The sequence below is a fragment of the Anaerococcus hydrogenalis DSM 7454 genome (assembly GCF_000173355.1).
GTDB classification, from domain to species: Bacteria; Bacillota; Clostridia; order Tissierellales; family Peptoniphilaceae; genus Anaerococcus; species Anaerococcus hydrogenalis.
This window is the reverse complement of record NZ_ABXA01000012.1, coordinates 18570-37674: the sequence shown is the minus strand read 5'-3', so window position 1 is coordinate 37674 and position 19105 is coordinate 18570. Positions and strand designations below refer to the sequence as shown.

Annotated in this window: 22 protein-coding genes and 2 pseudogenes; 3 read left to right on the top strand and 21 right to left on the bottom strand. The window is 28.7% G+C overall.

The window, feature by feature from the left end; genetic code table 11:
- Window positions 1-84: 84 nt before the first annotated feature.
- The 21 genes and pseudogenes from ANHYDRO_RS02070 to ANHYDRO_RS01975 form a co-directional block, all read right to left on the bottom strand.
- Complete coding sequence (locus ANHYDRO_RS02070; RefSeq protein ID WP_004812912.1) at window positions 85-717, bottom strand: ABC-2 transporter permease; 633 nt, start codon at window positions 715-717, stop codon at window positions 85-87.
- Window positions 698-1564, bottom strand: a complete 867-nt coding sequence (locus ANHYDRO_RS02065) for an ABC transporter ATP-binding protein (protein ID WP_004812911.1) — start codon at window positions 1562-1564, stop codon at window positions 698-700. The genes ANHYDRO_RS02070 and ANHYDRO_RS02065 overlap by 20 nt, the downstream gene beginning before the upstream one ends.
- Entirely contained in the window at window positions 1557-1934 is a 378-nt protein-coding gene (locus ANHYDRO_RS02060; RefSeq protein ID WP_004812910.1) for a GntR family transcriptional regulator, read from the bottom strand. The genes ANHYDRO_RS02065 and ANHYDRO_RS02060 overlap by 8 nt, the downstream gene beginning before the upstream one ends.
- Window positions 1935-2150: 216 nt before the next feature.
- Window positions 2151-2621, bottom strand: a complete 471-nt coding sequence (locus ANHYDRO_RS02055; protein ID WP_004812909.1) for a ferritin-like domain-containing protein — start codon at window positions 2619-2621, stop codon at window positions 2151-2153.
- 10 nt (window positions 2622-2631) lie between these two features.
- Window positions 2632-3657 (bottom strand): sulfite reductase subunit C, encoded by a 1026-nt coding sequence (asrC, locus tag ANHYDRO_RS02050; RefSeq protein WP_004812908.1) that lies wholly within the window; start codon window positions 3655-3657, stop codon window positions 2632-2634.
- 9 nt (window positions 3658-3666) lie between these two features.
- Window positions 3667-4500 carry an anaerobic sulfite reductase subunit AsrB gene (gene asrB / locus ANHYDRO_RS02045; protein WP_004812907.1) on the bottom strand — a complete coding sequence of 278 codons (834 nt, stop codon included), beginning with the start codon at window positions 4498-4500 and terminating at the stop codon, window positions 3667-3669.
- Entirely contained in the window at window positions 4500-5540 is a 1041-nt protein-coding gene (asrA, locus tag ANHYDRO_RS02040) for an anaerobic sulfite reductase subunit AsrA (protein WP_052588912.1), read from the bottom strand. Before asrA ends, asrB begins: the two co-directional genes overlap by 1 nt.
- 291 nt (window positions 5541-5831) lie before the next feature.
- A complete protein-coding gene (locus ANHYDRO_RS02035; protein ID WP_004812905.1) occupies window positions 5832-6326 on the bottom strand; it encodes an SH3 domain-containing protein in 495 nt (164 codons plus the stop codon).
- Between the two features lie 9 nt (window positions 6327-6335).
- Window positions 6336-6938: an AAA family ATPase gene (locus tag ANHYDRO_RS02030; RefSeq protein ID WP_004812904.1), complete on the bottom strand. Its 603-nt coding sequence runs from the start codon at window positions 6936-6938 to the stop codon at window positions 6336-6338.
- Window positions 6931-7821 (bottom strand): YveK family protein, encoded by an 891-nt coding sequence (locus ANHYDRO_RS02025; RefSeq protein ID WP_004812903.1) that lies wholly within the window; start codon window positions 7819-7821, stop codon window positions 6931-6933. The genes ANHYDRO_RS02030 and ANHYDRO_RS02025 overlap by 8 nt, the downstream gene beginning before the upstream one ends.
- A gap of 1 nt (window position 7822) precedes the next feature.
- Window positions 7823-8602 carry a glycosyltransferase gene (locus ANHYDRO_RS02020; protein WP_004812902.1) on the bottom strand — a complete coding sequence of 260 codons (780 nt, stop codon included), beginning with the start codon at window positions 8600-8602 and terminating at the stop codon, window positions 7823-7825.
- Between the two features lies 1 nt (window position 8603).
- Entirely contained in the window at window positions 8604-9749 is a 1146-nt protein-coding gene (locus ANHYDRO_RS02015) for a glycosyltransferase (RefSeq protein ID WP_004812901.1), read from the bottom strand.
- A 111-nt stretch (window positions 9750-9860) separates the two neighbouring features.
- Window positions 9861-10745, bottom strand: a complete 885-nt coding sequence (locus ANHYDRO_RS02010) for an undecaprenyl-diphosphate phosphatase (RefSeq protein WP_004812900.1) — start codon at window positions 10743-10745, stop codon at window positions 9861-9863.
- A pseudogene (locus ANHYDRO_RS02005) lies at window positions 10742-11550 on the bottom strand (tRNA 2-thiocytidine biosynthesis TtcA family protein). The gene ANHYDRO_RS02010 and the pseudogene ANHYDRO_RS02005 overlap by 4 nt, the downstream one beginning before the upstream one ends.
- A complete protein-coding gene (locus ANHYDRO_RS02000; RefSeq protein ID WP_039913772.1) occupies window positions 11550-12341 on the bottom strand; it encodes an MBL fold metallo-hydrolase in 792 nt (263 codons plus the stop codon). The pseudogene ANHYDRO_RS02005 and the gene ANHYDRO_RS02000 overlap by 1 nt, the downstream one beginning before the upstream one ends.
- Before the next feature lie 108 nt (window positions 12342-12449).
- Window positions 12450-13265, bottom strand: a complete 816-nt coding sequence (locus ANHYDRO_RS01995) for a Cof-type HAD-IIB family hydrolase (RefSeq protein ID WP_004812897.1) — start codon at window positions 13263-13265, stop codon at window positions 12450-12452.
- Window positions 13266-13336: 71 nt separating this feature from the next.
- On the bottom strand, window positions 13337-14632 hold the full coding sequence (hemZ, locus tag ANHYDRO_RS01990; RefSeq protein WP_004812896.1) for a coproporphyrinogen dehydrogenase HemZ: 1296 nt from the start codon (window positions 14630-14632) through the stop codon (window positions 13337-13339).
- Entirely contained in the window at window positions 14629-15906 is a 1278-nt protein-coding gene (locus ANHYDRO_RS01985; protein ID WP_004812895.1) for an HAD-IA family hydrolase, read from the bottom strand. Before ANHYDRO_RS01985 ends, hemZ begins: the two co-directional genes overlap by 4 nt.
- A 118-nt stretch (window positions 15907-16024) precedes the next feature.
- Window positions 16025-16126, bottom strand: a pseudogene (locus tag ANHYDRO_RS11080) (DNA-binding protein); the annotation flags it as partial.
- A 34-nt stretch (window positions 16127-16160) separates the two neighbouring features.
- Window positions 16161-16355: a PCC domain-containing protein gene (locus tag ANHYDRO_RS11075; protein WP_004812894.1), complete on the bottom strand. Its 195-nt coding sequence runs from the start codon at window positions 16353-16355 to the stop codon at window positions 16161-16163.
- Window positions 16356-16624: 269 nt separating this feature from the next.
- Window positions 16625-17167 (bottom strand): ECF transporter S component, encoded by a 543-nt coding sequence (locus tag ANHYDRO_RS01975; RefSeq protein WP_039913769.1) that lies wholly within the window; start codon window positions 17165-17167, stop codon window positions 16625-16627.
- A 218-nt stretch (window positions 17168-17385) separates the two neighbouring features.
- Here ANHYDRO_RS01975 and ANHYDRO_RS01970 point away from each other — a divergent pair, with 218 nt between their 5' ends.
- The 3 genes from ANHYDRO_RS01970 to ANHYDRO_RS01960 are packed head-to-tail and all read left to right on the top strand — an operon-like array spanning window position 17386 to window position 19002.
- Window positions 17386-18042: a hypothetical protein gene (locus tag ANHYDRO_RS01970; protein ID WP_004812892.1), complete on the top strand. Its 657-nt coding sequence runs from the start codon at window positions 17386-17388 to the stop codon at window positions 18040-18042.
- A 49-nt stretch (window positions 18043-18091) separates the two neighbouring features.
- Window positions 18092-18664 carry a uracil-DNA glycosylase family protein gene (locus ANHYDRO_RS01965; RefSeq protein WP_004812891.1) on the top strand — a complete coding sequence of 191 codons (573 nt, stop codon included), beginning with the start codon at window positions 18092-18094 and terminating at the stop codon, window positions 18662-18664.
- A gap of 47 nt (window positions 18665-18711) precedes the next feature.
- Entirely contained in the window at window positions 18712-19002 is a 291-nt protein-coding gene (locus ANHYDRO_RS01960; RefSeq protein WP_004812890.1) for an AraC family ligand binding domain-containing protein, read from the top strand.
- Window positions 19003-19105: the final 103 nt, after the last annotated feature.

Below are 19105 nucleotides of genomic sequence, written 5' to 3'. Positions count from 1 at the left end.
TATATATCTATTATAACTATATGAATTATAAAAAATAAGTCAAATAATCATTAATATGAAAAAGACAGGAAATAAATCCTGTCTTTAAAAATCTTTATTTTCAAAAATTTTAATTGAAGAAAAAATTGAAAGTAGATGAAATATTATTGTTATGACAAATATCAATAGAGCTAAAAGAGTCTTATCCATGCTTAAGCCCTTATTTACATATTCCAAAAGCCATTCTTTGTTTGAAGAGACGGTTGAGAAAAATGCAAATACGACAAAGTATAAAATCACAAAGACTAGCCTTGCCTTTTCTGCCCCAAACTTATACATCAAAGGAAGTTCAATAACTCCAACTATGCTAGTTACAAAAAATAAGGATGATAAAATTAAGAGCATGGGAATTTCTTTTGTAAGGGGATTTTTGTCAAATCCTACTACAAAGGATAGGCATATTGAAAAAAGAGCCATAAATAAAATTATCAAATACCTTGAAATAACAATTTTTTTCCTAGAAATTCCACTTGAAACCAGGTACTTATTTGTAGAATATTGGTTGTCAATTCCAAAAACCATACCCAAAAGTATTACTGGAACCAAGATAAAAAACAATGGAATTAAAACCAATTGATTTTCTTTGTAAAAATAAAGTCCCAAGCCAATTATAATTACAAATTGTAAAATTAAGGCTTTTTTTATTGAAATCAAATCTTTATATATCAAGGCTTTCATTGTATTTCTCCTTTATCATATAAACCATAATCTCTTCCACACTTGCATTTTCAACCTCAAGACTTTCAGGAAGTAATTGTTTTTTCACCAAACATTCCTTGCCAAATTTATAATCTCTTACAGAAATTATGGCACTTTTATCTAGGCTTTCAAATTCTTCTTTGGAAAGAGAAACTATACCGTACTCTTCCTCCAATATATCTTTACTTTCTACAAAAATTAATTTTCCCCTATGTATAAAGGCAATTTCATCAGCAATTTTTTCCAAATCTGACAAAATATGGGATGAAATCATAATGCTATTATTTTCATCTTGGATAAATTCCAAAAGTATATCCAAAATATCATCCCTTGCTACAGGATCAAGCCCACTTGTCGCCTCATCCAAAATCAAAAGCTCTGCCTTGTGGCTTAGGGCCAAAATTAATGACAATTTCATCTTCATACCTCTAGAAAAAGTAGAAATTTTCTTTTTTTCTGGAAGATTAAATCTTTTAACAAGCTTATTAAATTTTTCCTTCTCCCAATAATTTCCATAATACATAGAATGAAATTTTTCTACTTCCTTAACATTCATCTCTTGAGGAAAGAAAAAATCTTCAAATACAAAGGCAATTTTCTTCTTTTCATCTTCTGTCAAATCTTCAATTTTTTTACCAAAAATATAAATTTGCCCAGAATCTTTTTCCATATCGCCCAAAATCAACTTTATTGTAGTAGATTTTCCTGCTCCATTTTCTCCAATATAGCCAAGGATAGACCCTCTTTTGATAGATAAATCCAAAGGTCCAAGATAAAAATCATTCAAAGATTTGCTAAGGCTTTTTATTTTTAATATATCATTCATAATCTTGCTCCAATATATCCATAAGAGAAATAATTTCTTTTTTTGAAATTCCTGCAAGTTTAGACAATTTAATAACTTCTCTTAGATGGTCTTCAATTTTTAATGAAAATTTTTCTCTGATTAATTCTGGATTTTGATCTTTAACAAAATTTCCCTTACCAGGAACAGAATTAATTAGACCATCTTTTTCAAGTTCATCATAGGCTCTTTTCGTTGTAGCTACACTAACTCTAAGCTCTTTTGCTAAAAGTCTAATAGAAGGAAGAGCCTTGTCTTTTTCTATCTCATCATTTAAAATTGCATCTCTTATTTGGTTTTTAATTTGTAAATATATGGGATCCTTACTCGAGTATTTGATCTTAATATCCATTTATTCCTCCTACTGTATATAGTGTACATTAACAGTTAACGATTGTCAAGTCCTAGCCTAAAGCTAGCTATTTAAAAATTAAATTTATTTTAATTCCTATAAAAATCAAAACTTTCATAAGAATTTTATTGTTTTACAAAATAAAAAACACCCATTTCGGGTGAAAGTAAAGTCTAGCTTTTAAACTTTTCTTTATTCGAAATGGGGTTTTACTTTTTATTTTATATAGTCATTGTACCATTGGTGAATTAATTTGATGTGGCCTCTTTCTTCAGCCTCAACTCTATCTATTAATTCTGGTTCAAAGTCTGGAACTATTGTTCTAACTTCTTTGATAAATAAAATTGTATCTTTTTCGATTCCTATTGAAAATCTATAGATATCTATTGGGTCATCTCCAACATTTGATGAATCAAAGTTAAATATTTGATCGATCATTGATTGGATATAAGCTTTGTATTCATCATCGTATTCTTTGTCAATTGATTGGTTATTATCAAGTTTTTCTGACAAATTTTTGTATAAAACTTCGTGATGAGTTTCTTGTTCAGCTAAAAATTCAAAGAATTCTCTATTTTTTTTGTCATCTGAGAATTTTTTTGCCATTTCTTCATAAAATTTTTGACCATTTTGTTCTAGTTTTACTAATGTTTCTAGTAAATCTTTTGGTTGAAATTGTGATCTCATTTACTTCTCCTTATTTTACAGTTTTATGATCTTCAACATTCATTACATTTATTGAAGATCTATATTCTTTTTCTGTCCAATTAATTCTATCAGCTATTAGACACTCTGGATTTAAGTCGACATCTTTTAACATCATCTTCTTGAATGTTGGGAATCCTACCCTATCAATCAAGTGGCCACCGTGAAGATATACTGGTTTGTTGTCAAGAACGTAAGCTGAGAAGTCTTTCCAGTTTTCCATCATTTGGATTACTGCATCTTCGTCCATCCATCTTGCGAACATTTGTCCCATTCTTGGGAATTGCTTTCCAGTTCTTCCACCAATTATTACATTCCACATTTGTCTGTCAGGTCTTCTCCATGCATTATTTGGACATCTTGTTACACATTCTCCACATCCAACACAACAACATGGGTCTTTATCTACTTTCCCTTGGTCGTTTAATGACAATACTCTTGTTGCTACAGCTTTACATCTATCGACACAAGCTCCACAACCTATACAACGATCAATATCGTAAACTGGTCTTGTAACTCCAACAAATCCAAAGTCAGTAAAGTGTGCTTTTACACAGTCATTTGGGCAACCTGTAACTGCAGTTTTAATTTGGTATGGTGATTCATATATTATTTTTTCTAATTTATCTGCAAGTCTTTGTGTATTTTGTGCAGCTTTTATACAATGTCTTCCACCAATACAAGCCATGATATTTCTTGGTCCAATGTATGGGTATCCATCATCATTATACTCTATATCTACGTTTCTATCACCTTCGATTTCTTCTATATATGGTTTAATAATTTCATTTACTTTTGGAATATCTTCGTATTTTATTCCTGTAATATTAAAAGTTTGTCTTGTACCAAAGTGGAAATTTCCATCTCCATATTTTTGGCAAAGCATTTGTACCATTTCTAACCATTTTGCATCTAAAAATGCACCAGGAGATCTTAATTGAAGTAAAAATTCTCCAGGAATTTTAGATTGACGGTAACAATTATTTCTAACTTTTCCTACATTAATATCTAATGTCATATTTTCTCCTTAATCTAATAAGTCTTTTGCAACTGTATATGGGAAAACTGGTCCGTCTAGACAAACATATGTTTCATTTATTCTACAGTGTCCACATTTTCCTACTGCACAAGACATCTTTCTTTCAAAACTTGTCCAAATTTTATCTTCTGTTACACCTTCTTTAATTAAAGCAAGAGATGTAAATTTCATCATGATTGGAGGTCCTACCATAACTACTGCATAGTTTCCGTCAAAAGATTTTAATGGAAGATCAGGAATAAATGCTGTTACCATTCCTTTTTTAAATCCATCAACTTCTTCATTATCTAATGAATAAACAGTGCTTATTTTTTCTTGGTTTTTCCAATCTTCTAGATTTTCTTTGAAAAGTACTGATTCATGATTTTTAAATCCTAAAATTAGGTTTAGTGATTCGAATTCATCTGGGTTTTCTTTAATGTATTCGATTAAGCCTTTAACAGGACTTACTCCTGTACCACCAGCTATAACAACTACATTTTTGCCCTTTAATTCATCTACTGGCCATCCATTTCCATATGGTCCTCTTAGATAAATTCTATCTCCAGGTACTGATTTGAAAAGTTCTGATGTAACTTCACCAACATTTCTGATGGTCATTTCTACATAGCCTTCTCCCATTCCTGAAACAGAAATTGGAGCTTCACCTATTTTTACTAGAGATACTTGTAAAAATTGTCCTGGTTCAACTTTTTTATCAAATTCAACTTTGAAAGTCCATTCATTATTTGTGTGTTTTTTGATATCCAAAATTTCATAAGATTTTGGTAAAACATAATTTAAATAATCATCTGTTGATCTTTTTATTTCATTTTTTTGCATTATTTTACCTCACTTCTTACTTTTTCTAATTCTTTATTTACCTTGTTAATTGTTTCTGGATAAGAAATCAATTGTGGGCAGTGAGCTGAACATCTTCCACAACCTACGCACATTGGGCCATCGCCAAATCTCTTGTTGTGAGCGTAAATTTTATGCATGATTTTATATCTGTATCTTTCTTTCAATTGGTTTCTAAAATGTCCACCACCAGCTACAAGATCGAAATCTTTTGTCATACATGATGCGTTAGTTCTTCTTCTTTCACCAACACGTCTGTTTAATGTATAAGTAACGTCTCTTGTTGTAAAGCATGTACATGTTGAACAAGAAGTTGTACAAGATCCACATCCTATACATCTTGAATTGTATTCATTCCAAATATCAGAATTTGCAATTATGTTTGCTTCTCTATCATCTTTTATTTCTGGGAATGTTACTTTTAATTCATTTTCTTCTGGGAATTTTAAATCAAATTTTTCATTTGAAAATACTGATAAGTCTAAATCATCTTCTGCTTTTATGTTCATAGATCCATCTTCATTGAATCTAAATGCGTATGTATAATTATCTGTTTTGTTTGCATCACATGATACGCAAAAACAATGTTCATCAATATCTGATTGACATTCTAAAAGTGCATAATGAACTTTATTTTTACGTCTTTGATAAAACATATCTTCAAATGGTCCATTTTTGATGAAAATATCATCTAAATGTTTGATTGCATTTATATCACAAGCTCTTGCAAAAACTAAAACTTCTTTTTTGTAAGGTTCTTTTGTTTCTGTATAGTCGTCTTCTGTAAAATAAAATAAGTTTTCAGTCATTGGAAGTAAAGCTTCCTTAGCTGAATATGTAGACTTTTCCTTATACTCGATTTCGTCAAAACTTTGTACATTTTCGTACATTATTGCATCCATTTCACAATATCTTCCACCATTTACAATTCTTTTTGGGGCAAAAATTGTGTATTTGGATTTTAGGATTTCAAATAAATCCTTGGCCTCATCTTTTTTGATAAGATAATCTGTGTAAGCCATATATCCTCCTAAAAATAATTTTTGGAATTTGATAACAGGTATCATTTTCCTCTGCAACTTAAAAAATTTTACGGCATAGGCCATAAAATTCTTTTTTCCATAAACATGATTTAATTACAAATCTAATATAACACTAAATTAAAAAAAATAAAAGTGTTTTCATCATAAATTTTAAATTATATATAATTGTTTTTTTATATTATTTTTAAATTGTTTTTAAAAAGATTAATTTTTATTAAATTATTTTAAAAAATCGTAATAAAAAAAGCCTGGATTTTCCAGACTTAAAATTTATTGGATATCAGTTAATAATTCTGTCAAAATATATCCTTGGTATTGGTCGTAGGAAACTTTTGACCATTTTCCATCGATTTCTGATCTTTCTACTTCAACTCCTGGTTGTATAGTAGCTACAATTTCTGATTCCTCGTTTGTTTCCCTTCTTATGTTTGAAATATCTTTGACTGTAAAAGTTCCTACAGCTTCTTTTACTTCCTTATCTTTATCCTCTGTTTTTTCTTCTTTTTTAACTTCTTTTTTAGTTTCTTTTTTGTCTTCTTTTTTCTCATTAGATTTATTTTTATCATCTACTTTTTCTAATGAGGCTTTTTTAGAATCAGAAGATACAATTTTATTTTCCTTATTTTTTTCTTCTTGATAGCTTACAGATGTTGATACAGGATTACTTTTATTTTCATCTGGATGTCTTTGGGATACATATTGGTCCTTTTTACATGCTGAAAGTGTCAAAGACAAGGCTAGTATTAATAAAATTTTCTTTTTCATTTCTTCTCCTTAATTATCTGTAGTAATAATGCCAGCTATTTGGCAATTTACATTTTCAAGCTTTCTTATTGATGAATTTAGTCTTTTTTTTCTAAAATCTTTTTTGTGGGCTAAGACTATTACAAAATCTGAAAGGCTCGGATAAAAGTTTGCATCATCATAGTTTTCATTGTCTGCTGTATCCAAAAATACATAGTCATATTTTTCCTTTAATGAAGAAAATATGCTCTCTACCCTCTCATAGTTCATTATGCTATGAACATCCTCTCTTTGCTTTGGTGCAAGAATTATGTCAAGATTTTCATAAAAGTGATCTTTTACTATAAAATTTTCATAAGGTTTTTCTTTTTCTAAAATATCAAAAAATCCCCTATCAAAATCAATATCACAAAGCTCTCCTAATTCAGGGTCTCTAAAGTCTGCCTCTACTATAATTACCTTGTAATTATCTTTTGAAAGGCTTCTTGCAAGATTTAAAATCAAAGAAGCCTTGTTTATTTTTTCATTTGACGAAACAAATTGAACCAGTGAATTTTTTTCTGTAACTTTCAAAAAATTCTTTTTTAATATTTCAAAAGATTTTTCAATATGGTCTGTTTTTTTGCTAAACATCTAAATCACCGTCGTCATATTTAGGCATATCTGCTATTATTGTATAATCTTTGTTGTTTTCCTTATTTTCATAGACCCCAAGCTCTTCTTCGTCCTCATCAAGGCTTTCTACATATTTAAAAGATTCATCATAATCTATATCATCTTCTACAACTTCTGGATTTTCATCTTCTATTTTTTCAGCTACATGGTATTCTTTTACAAAAGTATCCTCATTATTTTGATCTTCTACAAAGTCTTCATGAAGATTATCATATTGGTAGTCTTCTTTGTCATTATCTTCAAAAACTACCTTTCTAACAACTTTTTCCTCAACTATCTTTTCATTTTCTTCAACTTTTGAATTTCTAATAAAAAGCATAAGAGAGCCAAAAATAAAATATGTTAGAAATCCTGCAAGTCCTACTTTCATTGCATCTTTTTGACTTGTTTTTACTAAGGCTGCATTCGGATAAGCATGGTCAATTATCAAAGAATTTGCCTGATAAAGTTGGTTAATTACAGAAACTGTAATTTCTGCGTATTCATCTGCTATGTCCTCTGCCCTAAGTTTTACAGAATCTTCAACATTTATATTTAAAATATGAGTATTTGGAATAGCTTGAATTTGCATTTTTTTATCAAGTTCATCTTCACTTATATCAAGTTTTAAATTTTCTATTACTCTTTTTTTAATTGCATTAGACTTTACTGTTTCTGCATAAGTATAGGTTGTTTTGTCTTGGTCTTTTATCTTTTCGTTTGATGTTGTAAGGATTTTTGCTTGTGCCTTGTAAGTTTTTAAACCTAAACGATCAGATAAGAAATAAAATCCAATTCCCACAATAATTCCAAAAATCAAAGCCTTTTGTATAACAATAAATATTGATTCTTTCTTTTTCATCCTAACCTCCAAAATATTTTGCCCCTTCTAGCATCTTCTTTCTAGCTGTCTTTTTATCTATATTTTCCATGAATTTTTCATGGTTTTTTAAGTAATATTCTATATATAACCTATAAAGTTTTGGAAAAAGTGCCCTTGCAAGCTGGCCCTTATCAAAAAACATTTTTTCATCATAGCCTGTAAACCAAGTAGAGTCGTCATTGTAAACTTTTGCTATAAGCTTTGTTGATGTCCTAAATTTTAATTTATTTTTAAAGCCATCTCTTATAAAAAGAGAATCTTCCCCAGAACCATTTTCAGTTCCTGCTCCAAAATATGTTGAAAATGACATATTATATTTTTGGACCCTTTCTCTTTTAAAGGCAAAGTGAACTGATCCGTATTTTAAGGAATTAAAAAATTTCAATTCTCCATCATTTTTAACCTTAATAATTTCCTTATTATCTTGGTAAATTTTTGTTTTCATTATAAAAAAATCTGTATGGGGATGATTTTTAAATTCACTTTCAATTTTTTCAACATAATCATCTTCAAATACTTCATCATCATCGCACAAAACAATTACATCAGCCTTGGAATTTAAAAGTCCAAGATTTCTACTCCTGCCAAGGCCACGAGTCTTTGTTGAAATCATCCTGATTTTATTTTCCTTATCATAAACTTCTTCATAGGATTCGTGATCGGTTTGGTTAATAATAAGACAGTCTGACTTTATATTTAATTTTTTATAAAAATCTATGGATTTTTGCCCCATAGTTGAAACTATTACTTCTATTTTCATACTATCTTGTTGACTCCGCTTTTTCCCAAGTTGCCTTTGATTTTCCACTTATCTGATTATAAGCTCCCCTTATTTGGGCAAGCATCATAAGGCTGTAATATAAGGGAAAATATAAAATTTTTGCCTTTGATTTACTTAAGTATCCCAAAAGTGCCAAAATATAAAATAAAATTTGTCCTATCATTGTTATTTGATAAAAAATTCCACTTTTTATCAAGAATATATTTGCTACAAATATTAAAATATGGAAAAATGCTTGCAGAAATCTTAATGTTTTGTGGTTGAAATGGAAAAATGCAAACCAACCATACTTAAATATATTTAGTCTTTTTATATTTGTAAAAATATTAGTAAGAATCCTTCTTTGCATCCTTACCTTTCTTTTAAATTCATCCTTGGTTGTCGCCCCTGCCTTTTCTACTGCTATGGCATCCTTATTATACAAGGCTCTTTTCTTATTAAGTCCAGCATGAAGGGGCATTTCATAATCATGGGATGAAACCAAGTTATAGTGCCTATAATCTTTTTTCCTACAAGCATAAATAGCACCATTTCCTGCAGCTATGGTAGAAATTTTTGATTCGATTTCACGCATTTTAAGTTCCAAATCCCAATAAGTATTTTCAGCAACAACTGAAGATATTTGCCCATCTTTTTTATAAATAAGAGATCCACAAACATATTCAATGTCATCTGAGGTAAAAAATGAAACCAATTCTTTGATTGCATCTTCTTTAAACATGGAATTTGCATCAGAAAATACAATAATTTCTCCACTTGCAACAGCAACTGCCTCGTTTTGGGCATTGGTTTTTCCAAAGTGGTCTTTGGCTGTATTTACTTTTATATCAAAGTCCGGATGATTTTTTATAAATTTTTCACAAATTTCAACAGTCCTATCATCTGAACAATCATTTGCAATTATAATTTCCAAATTTTCATAATCTGATTTTATTATATTTTCTAGTTTTTTCTCAATAACTTTTTCTTCGTTATAAGCAGATATAACCATAGATACCTTTGGCTTATAAGAATAATCTTTTTTATTTTCTTTCTTTAAAATTTTATCTAAAATAATTAAAGTTAAAGGATATCCAACCATTGCATAAAAAAGTGCAAAGGCAGAAATCCAAAACAATATTTTCATATAAATTCCTCTTTTTTCAAATTCTTATATACTAATTTTACACTATAAGCTGTTTTTTTTAAAGTTTTATAAATTCAAAAAAAGACGGATTAATCCGCCTTTTAAAATTTATTATTTAATTATTAAAAAATATAAAAATACTATTATAGAAAGAATAATCCTATATTTTCCAAAAATTATAAAGTCGTTTTTTTGAACATAAGAAATAAATTTCTTAATTACTATATAGGCAACTATAAAAGATAAAATCATTCCAATAAGAATTAAAATCCATTCATAAGCATTAAAACCTGATACATTTTTAAAAACTTTTAAAAGAGTTGCTCCAAGCATGGTTGGAATTGCCAAAAAGAATGAAAATTCTGCACTGGCAGATCTTGAAAGTCCCAAAATCATAGCCCCAATTATTGTTGCAGCAGATCTTGATGTGCCTGGAATCATAGCAAGAACTTGGAAACATCCTATAAAAAATGCAGTTTTATAAGAAATTAGGGAAAGATTATCAACTCTTTGTCTATTTTCATTTTTATTTTTCTTCTCAAGTAAAATTATTCCAATACCCCAAACAAAAAGCATAAGGGCAACTACCATTGGATTAAATAAATAAGCATCGATTATATCATCTAACAATAATCCCAATACTCCTGCAGGAATAACCCCAATTATTACTCTTTTCCAAAGATCCATTGTTTCTTTGTGAGGGTGGCTTAACCTGTAATAAATTTTTGATTGACCATTTAGCTTTTCATAATTTTTTGGAAAATATTTTTTAGTTTTTTCCAAATCCCAAGGGTTTAATTTCCTAAAGTATAAAACTACTACTGATAAAATTGCCCCCAATTGAATAATTACATTAAAAGCATTGGCAAATTTTTCCGGTTCAAGTTTTACAAATTCATTTACCAAAATTAGGTGTCCAGTTGATGAAACTGGTAAAAATTCGGTAACCCCTTCTACAATTGAAAGGATAAATACCTTTAACAAATCTAATATCATTTTTCAAATTCCTCCAAGAATGAATGTTTTTCTCCCTTTATTTGATATCCCAAAACCATATCACAATTTACATTTTCTGCTGACCTTAGGATTGATTTTTCTACATTTGGTATGTCTTCTTTTAAATCTTCTATAAGATTTTTTATTTTTTTCTTGTATAAGACTCACTTTTTTTTGTAACAGTACAAGCACAATTTAAAGCGTCTAATCCCACATAATCACGCCAAGCTATTACATCTTTTTCTTCTATAAAATACATGGGCCTAATAAGTTCCATTCCATCAAAGTTTTGGGCCATAAGTTTTGGCTTCATTGTTTTATAGTTTCCAGCATATAAAACATTCATTAAGGTTGTCTCTATTGCATCATTCATGTGATGGCCAAGAGCAACTTTATTGCAACCAAGCTCTTTTGCCTTAGCATACAAAAATCCCCTTCTCATCCTTGCACACATATAGCAAGGATAGTCTCCAGAAATTTTCTCGCTAATTTCAAAAACATCTGAATCAAAAATTTTGGCTGGAATATTTAAATATTTTAAATTTTTCTCCAACAAATCCCTGTTTTCCTTATCATAACCTGGATCCATACAAATATATTCTACTTCAAAATTTACCTTTGAATGTTTGTGCAATTCTTCTACAAGTTTTGCAGTTAAAAGTGAATCTTTTCCACCAGAAATAGCACAGGCCACCTTATCGCCTTCATTTATTAATTCATATTTCTTTACAGCCTTTACAAATTTTGACCAAATTTCTTTCCTATATTTTTTTATAATCGATCTTTCAATTTCTACTAATTCCATCATAACTCCACTATGCTTGAAGGTGCATGTCTTTTTGCAACTTCTAGTTTTATATCTCTACTTGTGTCTAGTCCACAGGATTTTAGGTAATTATCTACAGTTATTTTACAAAGTTCTTCTGAATTATTTGTTTCTGATAAGTGGGCAAGAAAAATTTTTTCATTTTTCCCTTGGAGAGCATCTGCCAAAATTTTTGCTGATTGATCATTTGATAAGTGTCCCATTTTTCCCATAATCCTAACTTTCATAGGATAGGTATAAGGCCCCCTTTTTAAGGCATCTAGGTCATGGTTAGCCTCGAAATAATAAACATCAGATCCCTTTATTTCATTTAAAATCCTATCATCAATTATTCCCGTATCGGTTAAAACCGTAATTTTTTTATTATCCAAATACAAAATAAAACCAACAGGTTCATTTGCATCATGGTGGATTGAAATTGGAAAAATATCAAAAGAATTGAAATTCAAAAAGGAATTTGACCTAAAAATTTTAATATTTTCTTCTTTCAATTTGCCTGCATTTTTTATAAAAGAAAGCCAGGTTCCCTTATTTGCATAAATTGGAATATCATACCTTCTACTTATAACACCTGCCCCTTTTACATGGTCCATGTGTTCGTGAGTTAGAAAAATAGCATCCAAATCACTTGGCTTTTCATCAATTTGGGATAAAAGATTTTCAATTTTTCTTCCAGAAAATCCACAATCAATCAAAATTTTTGATCCCTTGTGCTCAACAAAAACAGAATTTCCCGAAGATCCTGAAGCTAGAGAGCAAAATTTACTCATAATACTTCCTATCTTTTTAAAAAAATTTAACATAAAAATATGTAAGATTTAAAAAAATCTTACATAAATAACTAATCTTATAATACTGGTTTTGTGCCTTTTTTCAATTTACTTATCAAAAAATATTTTTTCCAAAATATTAGAAACTCCATCTTGATCGTTTGAATAAGCTGAAACTATATCGACCATTTCCTTCACACTTTCTCTTCCATTTTGGCAAGTTGCTGAAAGACCAGATATACTTAACATGGTCTTATCGTTATTTGAATCTCCAATTGTTAGGGTATTTTTTATATCAATATTTAAATAATGGCAAAGTCTTTGAAGGGCTTGGCCCTTATCAGCTTTTTTATTTAAAACTTCAAAAACTTCTGGGACATTTCTAACTGTTTGGTAGGTCTCTAATAACTTTTTGTTATAATTTTTCTCAAAAATATCCAAAACTTTCCCATCACCTGTAATAGAAATCCTATCAACACTTTGATTTTTATTAGATTCATCAAATTTTTCGATTGGCATTTTTAAAATTTTTGATTCAAAGGCAAAGTGCTCATTTATTTTTTCGCTGTTAGAGTATAAATTATATTTATTGTAAATTCCAATTTGCATCTTATCATTGATCATATTTTTTAATTTAAAATAATCATCCATTGACAAAACTTCCTTGGAAATATCTGATTTATCCTTGTTTTTTATAATAAGAGATCCGGTATTAGTAATGGAATAATCATCATCTGCAAATAAGGATAAGTCATCAAGAATCCAAGAAAATCCACCTACAGGCCTTCCTGTGGAAATTGTAATATATACTCCCTTATCCCTTAATTTTCTTATAGTTTCAATGTTTTTTCTTGAAACTTTTTTATCAGAATTTAAAAGAGTTCCATCAAGATCTATAGCTACAAGTTTTATATTATTATTCATATCCCCTCCTAAATTATCTATAGGCTTATTTTATCATATAAATTTATATAATATAAAAAATAAGCCTTGTATCAAGGATTAAAATTTTCTATTAATTTATTCTTATCAGAAATTTCTTTTTCTATATTCTTATAATAATCTCTTAAATTTCTTTCATTCCTATATTTTTTCCCATTCATCAATTTAGAATTTGCATTCATGCCAAGGCCTATAATATTTTCTAGCTCTTCATTTATCAAAATATTATATCTTTGGGCAGTATTCCCTTTTTCATAACCTACATTTTCCAAATTTCCTATTATATTTTTTTGCCTGTAAAGATAATAGGGTTTGTAGGAATTTTCTTTGGTAAATTTTTCTATATCCTTTGATATTTTTATAGCTTCATTGATATCACCATTTATATTTTCTTCAAAATATTTTGACCCAACTTTTTGAGCTAGGGCATGAAAGGTAAGGTTGTCTGGATTTAGGTCCTTTAAAATTTCAAAATTTTTCTTAAAACTTTCTCTATTTTCACCAAAGAGTCCAATTATAAAATCCATATTTATAATAAAGCCCAAATCTTTGGCATATTTGTAAATTTTTATAAAGTTTTCAAAATCAATGGGCCTATTTACATTTTCCAAAACATTTTTTGAAAAAGTTTGGGGATTTAGAGAAATTCTTCCTACATTTTTTTCCTTAAACAAGTCTAATTTTTCAAAATCTAAGGTGTCTTCCCTGCCAGCTTCCAAGGTAAATTCATCAAAAGTAAATTTTTCATTTAATAAGGACAAAATCCTATCCAAATCTTTAAGAGATAAATTTGAAGGAGTCCCCCCTCCTAGATAAATTGTATCTAATTTTTTATCTAAGCTTATCCCTTTTATTTCTTTTAATAAAAAATCTACATATTGATTTTTATCTACTATGTTTGACACAATAGTAGGATAGGAACAATATTTACACCTTTGAGGGCAAAAGGGAATATTTATATAAAGGTTAAAAGAATTTGGGGCAAATTTTAGCCTATCTTGACTTTCTTTTACTTTTTTTAAAAGATTAATTTTTTCATCACTTACTTTATAAATATTTTTCAAATCTTCTAGATTGTGATTCTTTAGAAGTTTTGACGGTTTTGATCCTGTCAAAATCCCCCAAGGAGGAGATTTTTTCAATTCATCTTTAAAAATTTCAAATAGAATCTCTTTTAATTTCAAATTAGAATCAAAAAAGTAAGACTTATCTTTTGTGTTAACAAGTCCATTTTTGATTGAAATATCCTCATTTTCTCCTACAAAAGAAAAGTCTTTTTTGTCATAAAAAATATTTAAAATATCATATACAATTTTTCTTAAATTTTCATTTTCTAAGTATATTTTCATATTTCTTTAACTATTTTCCTAGCCCAATTTTGATCTATCATTTCTGTATTTTTTATATCTATAAAAGGGATATACTTTTCATACAAACTTTCATACAAGTCGTCAATAAAGGGCATCTTAAATTTTCCTTCTTTAGTGTTTATAATAAATTCATTGTCCTTATAATAAATTTTTAAAATACTTTCCCTATCAAATTTAAAATCTGGACTTTGGATTAGGACAAGTTTCATTAATTCAACTATATTATCAATCTTGCCATCATTAAAAATAGAAATTTTTTCTTTCAAGTCCTTATCATCTTGGCACATTCTTATCAAGAAATCTCCTGCCTTATTCTTGTTAAACTTATCCAAAAGTTTCAAAGAAGACTTAAAGGCAAGTTGGTTTCTTTTTTGAGCAAATTTGGGGTCATTTACAAACATTAATTTTTTGTCATTATCTGTGTAAACATATCTGTAGTTTAATTTAAATAATTTTTTACATGAAGGACATTCTACAAGGCCAATATTTTCTAAAAACTCTTTATCATTTATAGAAAAAACTGCTGTTGGCAAGGATTTTGTAAAATTTTCCCCACAAGATGGGCAGGATAATTTAAAATCCTTATTTCTAGTATCTATTTTTGTATTTTTTTTTATATACTCCAAAAATTCATCAAGAGATGAGAATACCAAATCTGCCTGACTTTTTATAAGGTCTGAATCATCAAGGTCAATTATCAAAACAACCTTGGCTCCACTTGCTCTTGCTGCCTTTACTCCTGCCAAAGAATCTTCAATAACATAAGTTTTATCCTTATCAGCCCCCAATTTTTCCATAGCCAAATTAAAAATTTCTGGATCAGGCTTTCCCTTTGTGATATCATCTGATGAAACTATTTTTTCAAAATAATGTCTCACACCTTCCTTATCAAGGAAAAAATCAATTCTTTTTCTTGAAGATGAAGAGGCTAGGGCTATTTTTTTCTCATTTTCCTTTAAGTATGTCAATAAATTTATAAGTCCAGGTTTTTTTATACAATAATCAATTTCGCCAAAGCGCTTATCTCTTAAAGCATTTAAATCTTTTCTGACCCTAATTGCCTTATCATAATCCATAGAAAAATTTTCTATCATGTAGTCTATAGCTTCCTTTTCTTGTTTTCCTGATAAGTTTAATTTATCATTTATATCAAAATGAAAGCCTTCTTTTTTACTAATTTCAATCCAAGTACTGTAATAAATTTTCTCGGTATCAAAAAGAGTCCCGTCCATGTCAAAAACAAAATAATCCATATTAAAACTCAATTAAATTTAATCCCAAATCTTCGTCATAAACCCTATTGATATCCCCATCAATAATTGTTACAAAAATTTCTGCTGTCAAAGAAATAATAGCCTCGTTTAAATGACCACCAATAGCAGATCCTGGAATTTGTCCTTTTTGGGCATTATCCTCTACCCTTCCACAAGTTATATGAAAGTGGGTATAAAGTTTTCCATCTTTATTTGAAATATTTCCACAAAGATTTGCAATCTCTAAATCTTCTTCATATTTTTTTTATATTATAATCCTTAGTTTTTGGATCAAAAAGACCAACCTCAAGATTATCTGTAGCACCAATTCCTGTCAAAAAACCTGCCTTAACATTTTCCTTTTCAAGAATTTCCCTAACAGATTCCACAAGTTTGTCGCCTTTTTTTAATCTAATAACTAACTTATCACCAAATCTTTTATAAACCATAAAAAAATCCTTTCATTTTTCCTTTTAACTTAAACATTCTTTAAACATTATACCCAAATAAAAGATAGTTGTTGATTTTTAAAATTAAATTTTTATAATATACTAAATTACAATTATTTTTTAATACTTCGTAATGTTAGGGGGAGGAAAAAGGGGGAGAATCGAAACTCCCCCATTTCCTCCGCCCTAACATTACGAAGTATTGATTTTATAAAAAAATTAAATTTAAGATAAAAAACAAAAAATCAGCATTTAAAAAAGGACTATTTCTAGTCCATTTTTACTCTTTTTGAAACTGCAATTGAAAATATAGCAGCAACTATTACTGAAATTATTCCGTTTATTGAGGAAACTCCAAGTTTTTGTACAACTTCTACCATATTTGCTTCAAATGATAAGCCCATGGCTACTTTATTTTTTATGAAAGTATAAAGTAGGTAAAGAACAATATAGGTTACTTGTCCACATAAGCCTGCAAGGGCAGCTCTTAATTTCTCATTTTTCATTTTTACCTTATGAAAAACTAAACCTGCTACAAAGCCCATCATAAATTTATTTATAAATGTAAATGGAGCTGATGCGAAATAAAGTGGATTTGTTAAATCAAAAATTGCAGATCCCAATCCTGCAGCAAGGCCACCAAGTCCTGGTCCTAAAATTATTCCACCTAAAAGACAAAATACATTTCCCAAATGAAATCTTGTATCTCCCATTGGAGTTTTTAATGGAATTTGGAAAAATGCTGAGAAAATAAAAACTAGGGCGATAAAAAGTCCTGTATATGTAATTTTTTTTGTAGTTAATTTGTTCATAACCCCTCCCAATAAATTTATTATTACTTTTTTATTATATAGTATATTTAAAATTGTGTAAATATATCATTTTCCCCAAGAATTTCATTATAAATATACAAAAATTTAAGTCTTTAATTTTAAAATATTTCTTGTAAAATATTAGAATGTAACATGGGTTACAGAAATAAAATTATTTTTTTAATATAATAAATTTAAAATAGAAAAAGGAGTTTTAAATGAGTGAATTTTTAGGACCAATACATTATATGATGTATGATAAGATAAAGTTTCAAGATAAGATTACAAATTTTCTTTTGGATGGAAATACAAAAGAAATTGACGAAAAAATTGCCCCTGTTTCAACTGATAATTTAGAAAATCTAATTGACCAAGAAAATATTCACGGTTGGCTTGATTCAAAAATTGCTGTTGTTGAAAATAGACTTGCCTTTGCAATAAAAAATAGCAAAAAAACAGAGGAAAAATTATTTGAATTTGGAAAAAAACAAGGAGAGGGAAAAAATTTCTCTGATTATAATGAAATTTTTCAAGATTTAAATACCATGCTTCTTGATGGCATGCCATGTGATAATGGTCTTTCTGCAACAATTGATGAAAACGGCGACTTATTTTTAATTACAAATGTAAATACCCACGAGAGATACTTTAAAGATTTTATAAATCCAGAAGATTCTCTTTCAAACACTTGTGAAGGAGGCCATAGCCACGACCACCACGAAGCTTTTGAAATTAATAAAAATGGTTTTGAATTAAAAGAAGAAATTTCACCTTATCATGAATATAGGTATGAATTTTTGAAAGGATATTTTGAAAATTCCCCTTACGGAGTAGACCTTGTTGGTGGAATTAATTATAGAATTTATAAAAAATAAAATAATAATAAAAGTATATAATTTTATTTAAAAGTAACTAGGGGTGTTTATGCAAATAGAAAAGATAATTGAAAAATTAAAGGCTGATCCTAGAAATAAAACTTACACAAAAAGAGGAATTGGTCCAATTTTTCAGTTTAATAAAAATGCTAAAATTTTAACAATTGGTCAGGCTCCCGGAAAAAAAGTTGAGGAAAGTGGAATTTTATTTAATGATAAGAGCGGGGAAAACTTAGTTGATTGGCTCGGTATAAGTATGGATACCCTCCACGGCGAAAATTTTTCAATAATTCCCATGGACTTTTATTATCCTGGTAAGGCAAAAAGTGGTGACAAGGCCCCAAGAAAATTTATAGCAAAAGAATACCACCCTCTCCTACTTGAAGGGCTTAAAAATATAAATTTAACTATATTGATAGGTGCCTATGCACAAAAGTTTTACCTTAAAGATGATTTTAAGAAAAACCTAACAGAAACAGTAAGAAATTTTAAAGATTACCTGCCAGAATACTTTCCCCTAGTCCATCCAAGTCCTTTGAATAATAGGTGGATGGCTAAGAACAAGTTTTTTAAAGATGAAACACTGCCAGAAATTAAAAAAATTATCCAAGAAATAATTTAAATTTTTATAGGATAAGAATTAATACTAATTATATATAAGGAGGCTTTATGAAAAAATTAAGCGCAAATATTTTAGATGGTAAATTTGAACACTTGCTTGATGAGGATAAACTACAAATTACCCACCTTCAAATCAAACAAGGTGAAGAAGTCCCAAGTCATAAGTCAGATAAAAGTGTAGTAGTTGTAATTTATAAGGGCAAGGTTGATTTTACTGGAGAAAATGGAAATGAGATTATAGTTCCTGGTAATATAATAACTATGGATCCTAATGAAATGCATGCCCTAAAGGCAATCGAAGATAGTGATTTGATGGTTATAAAAGCAAAAATTCAATAAAATTTTTAAATAAAAAAGGATGTTGCAAAATTATTAACCCTTTCAAAATAATCGTAAAAAATTTATGATTGTAAGACGGTAGTAATTCATAATTTGCAACATC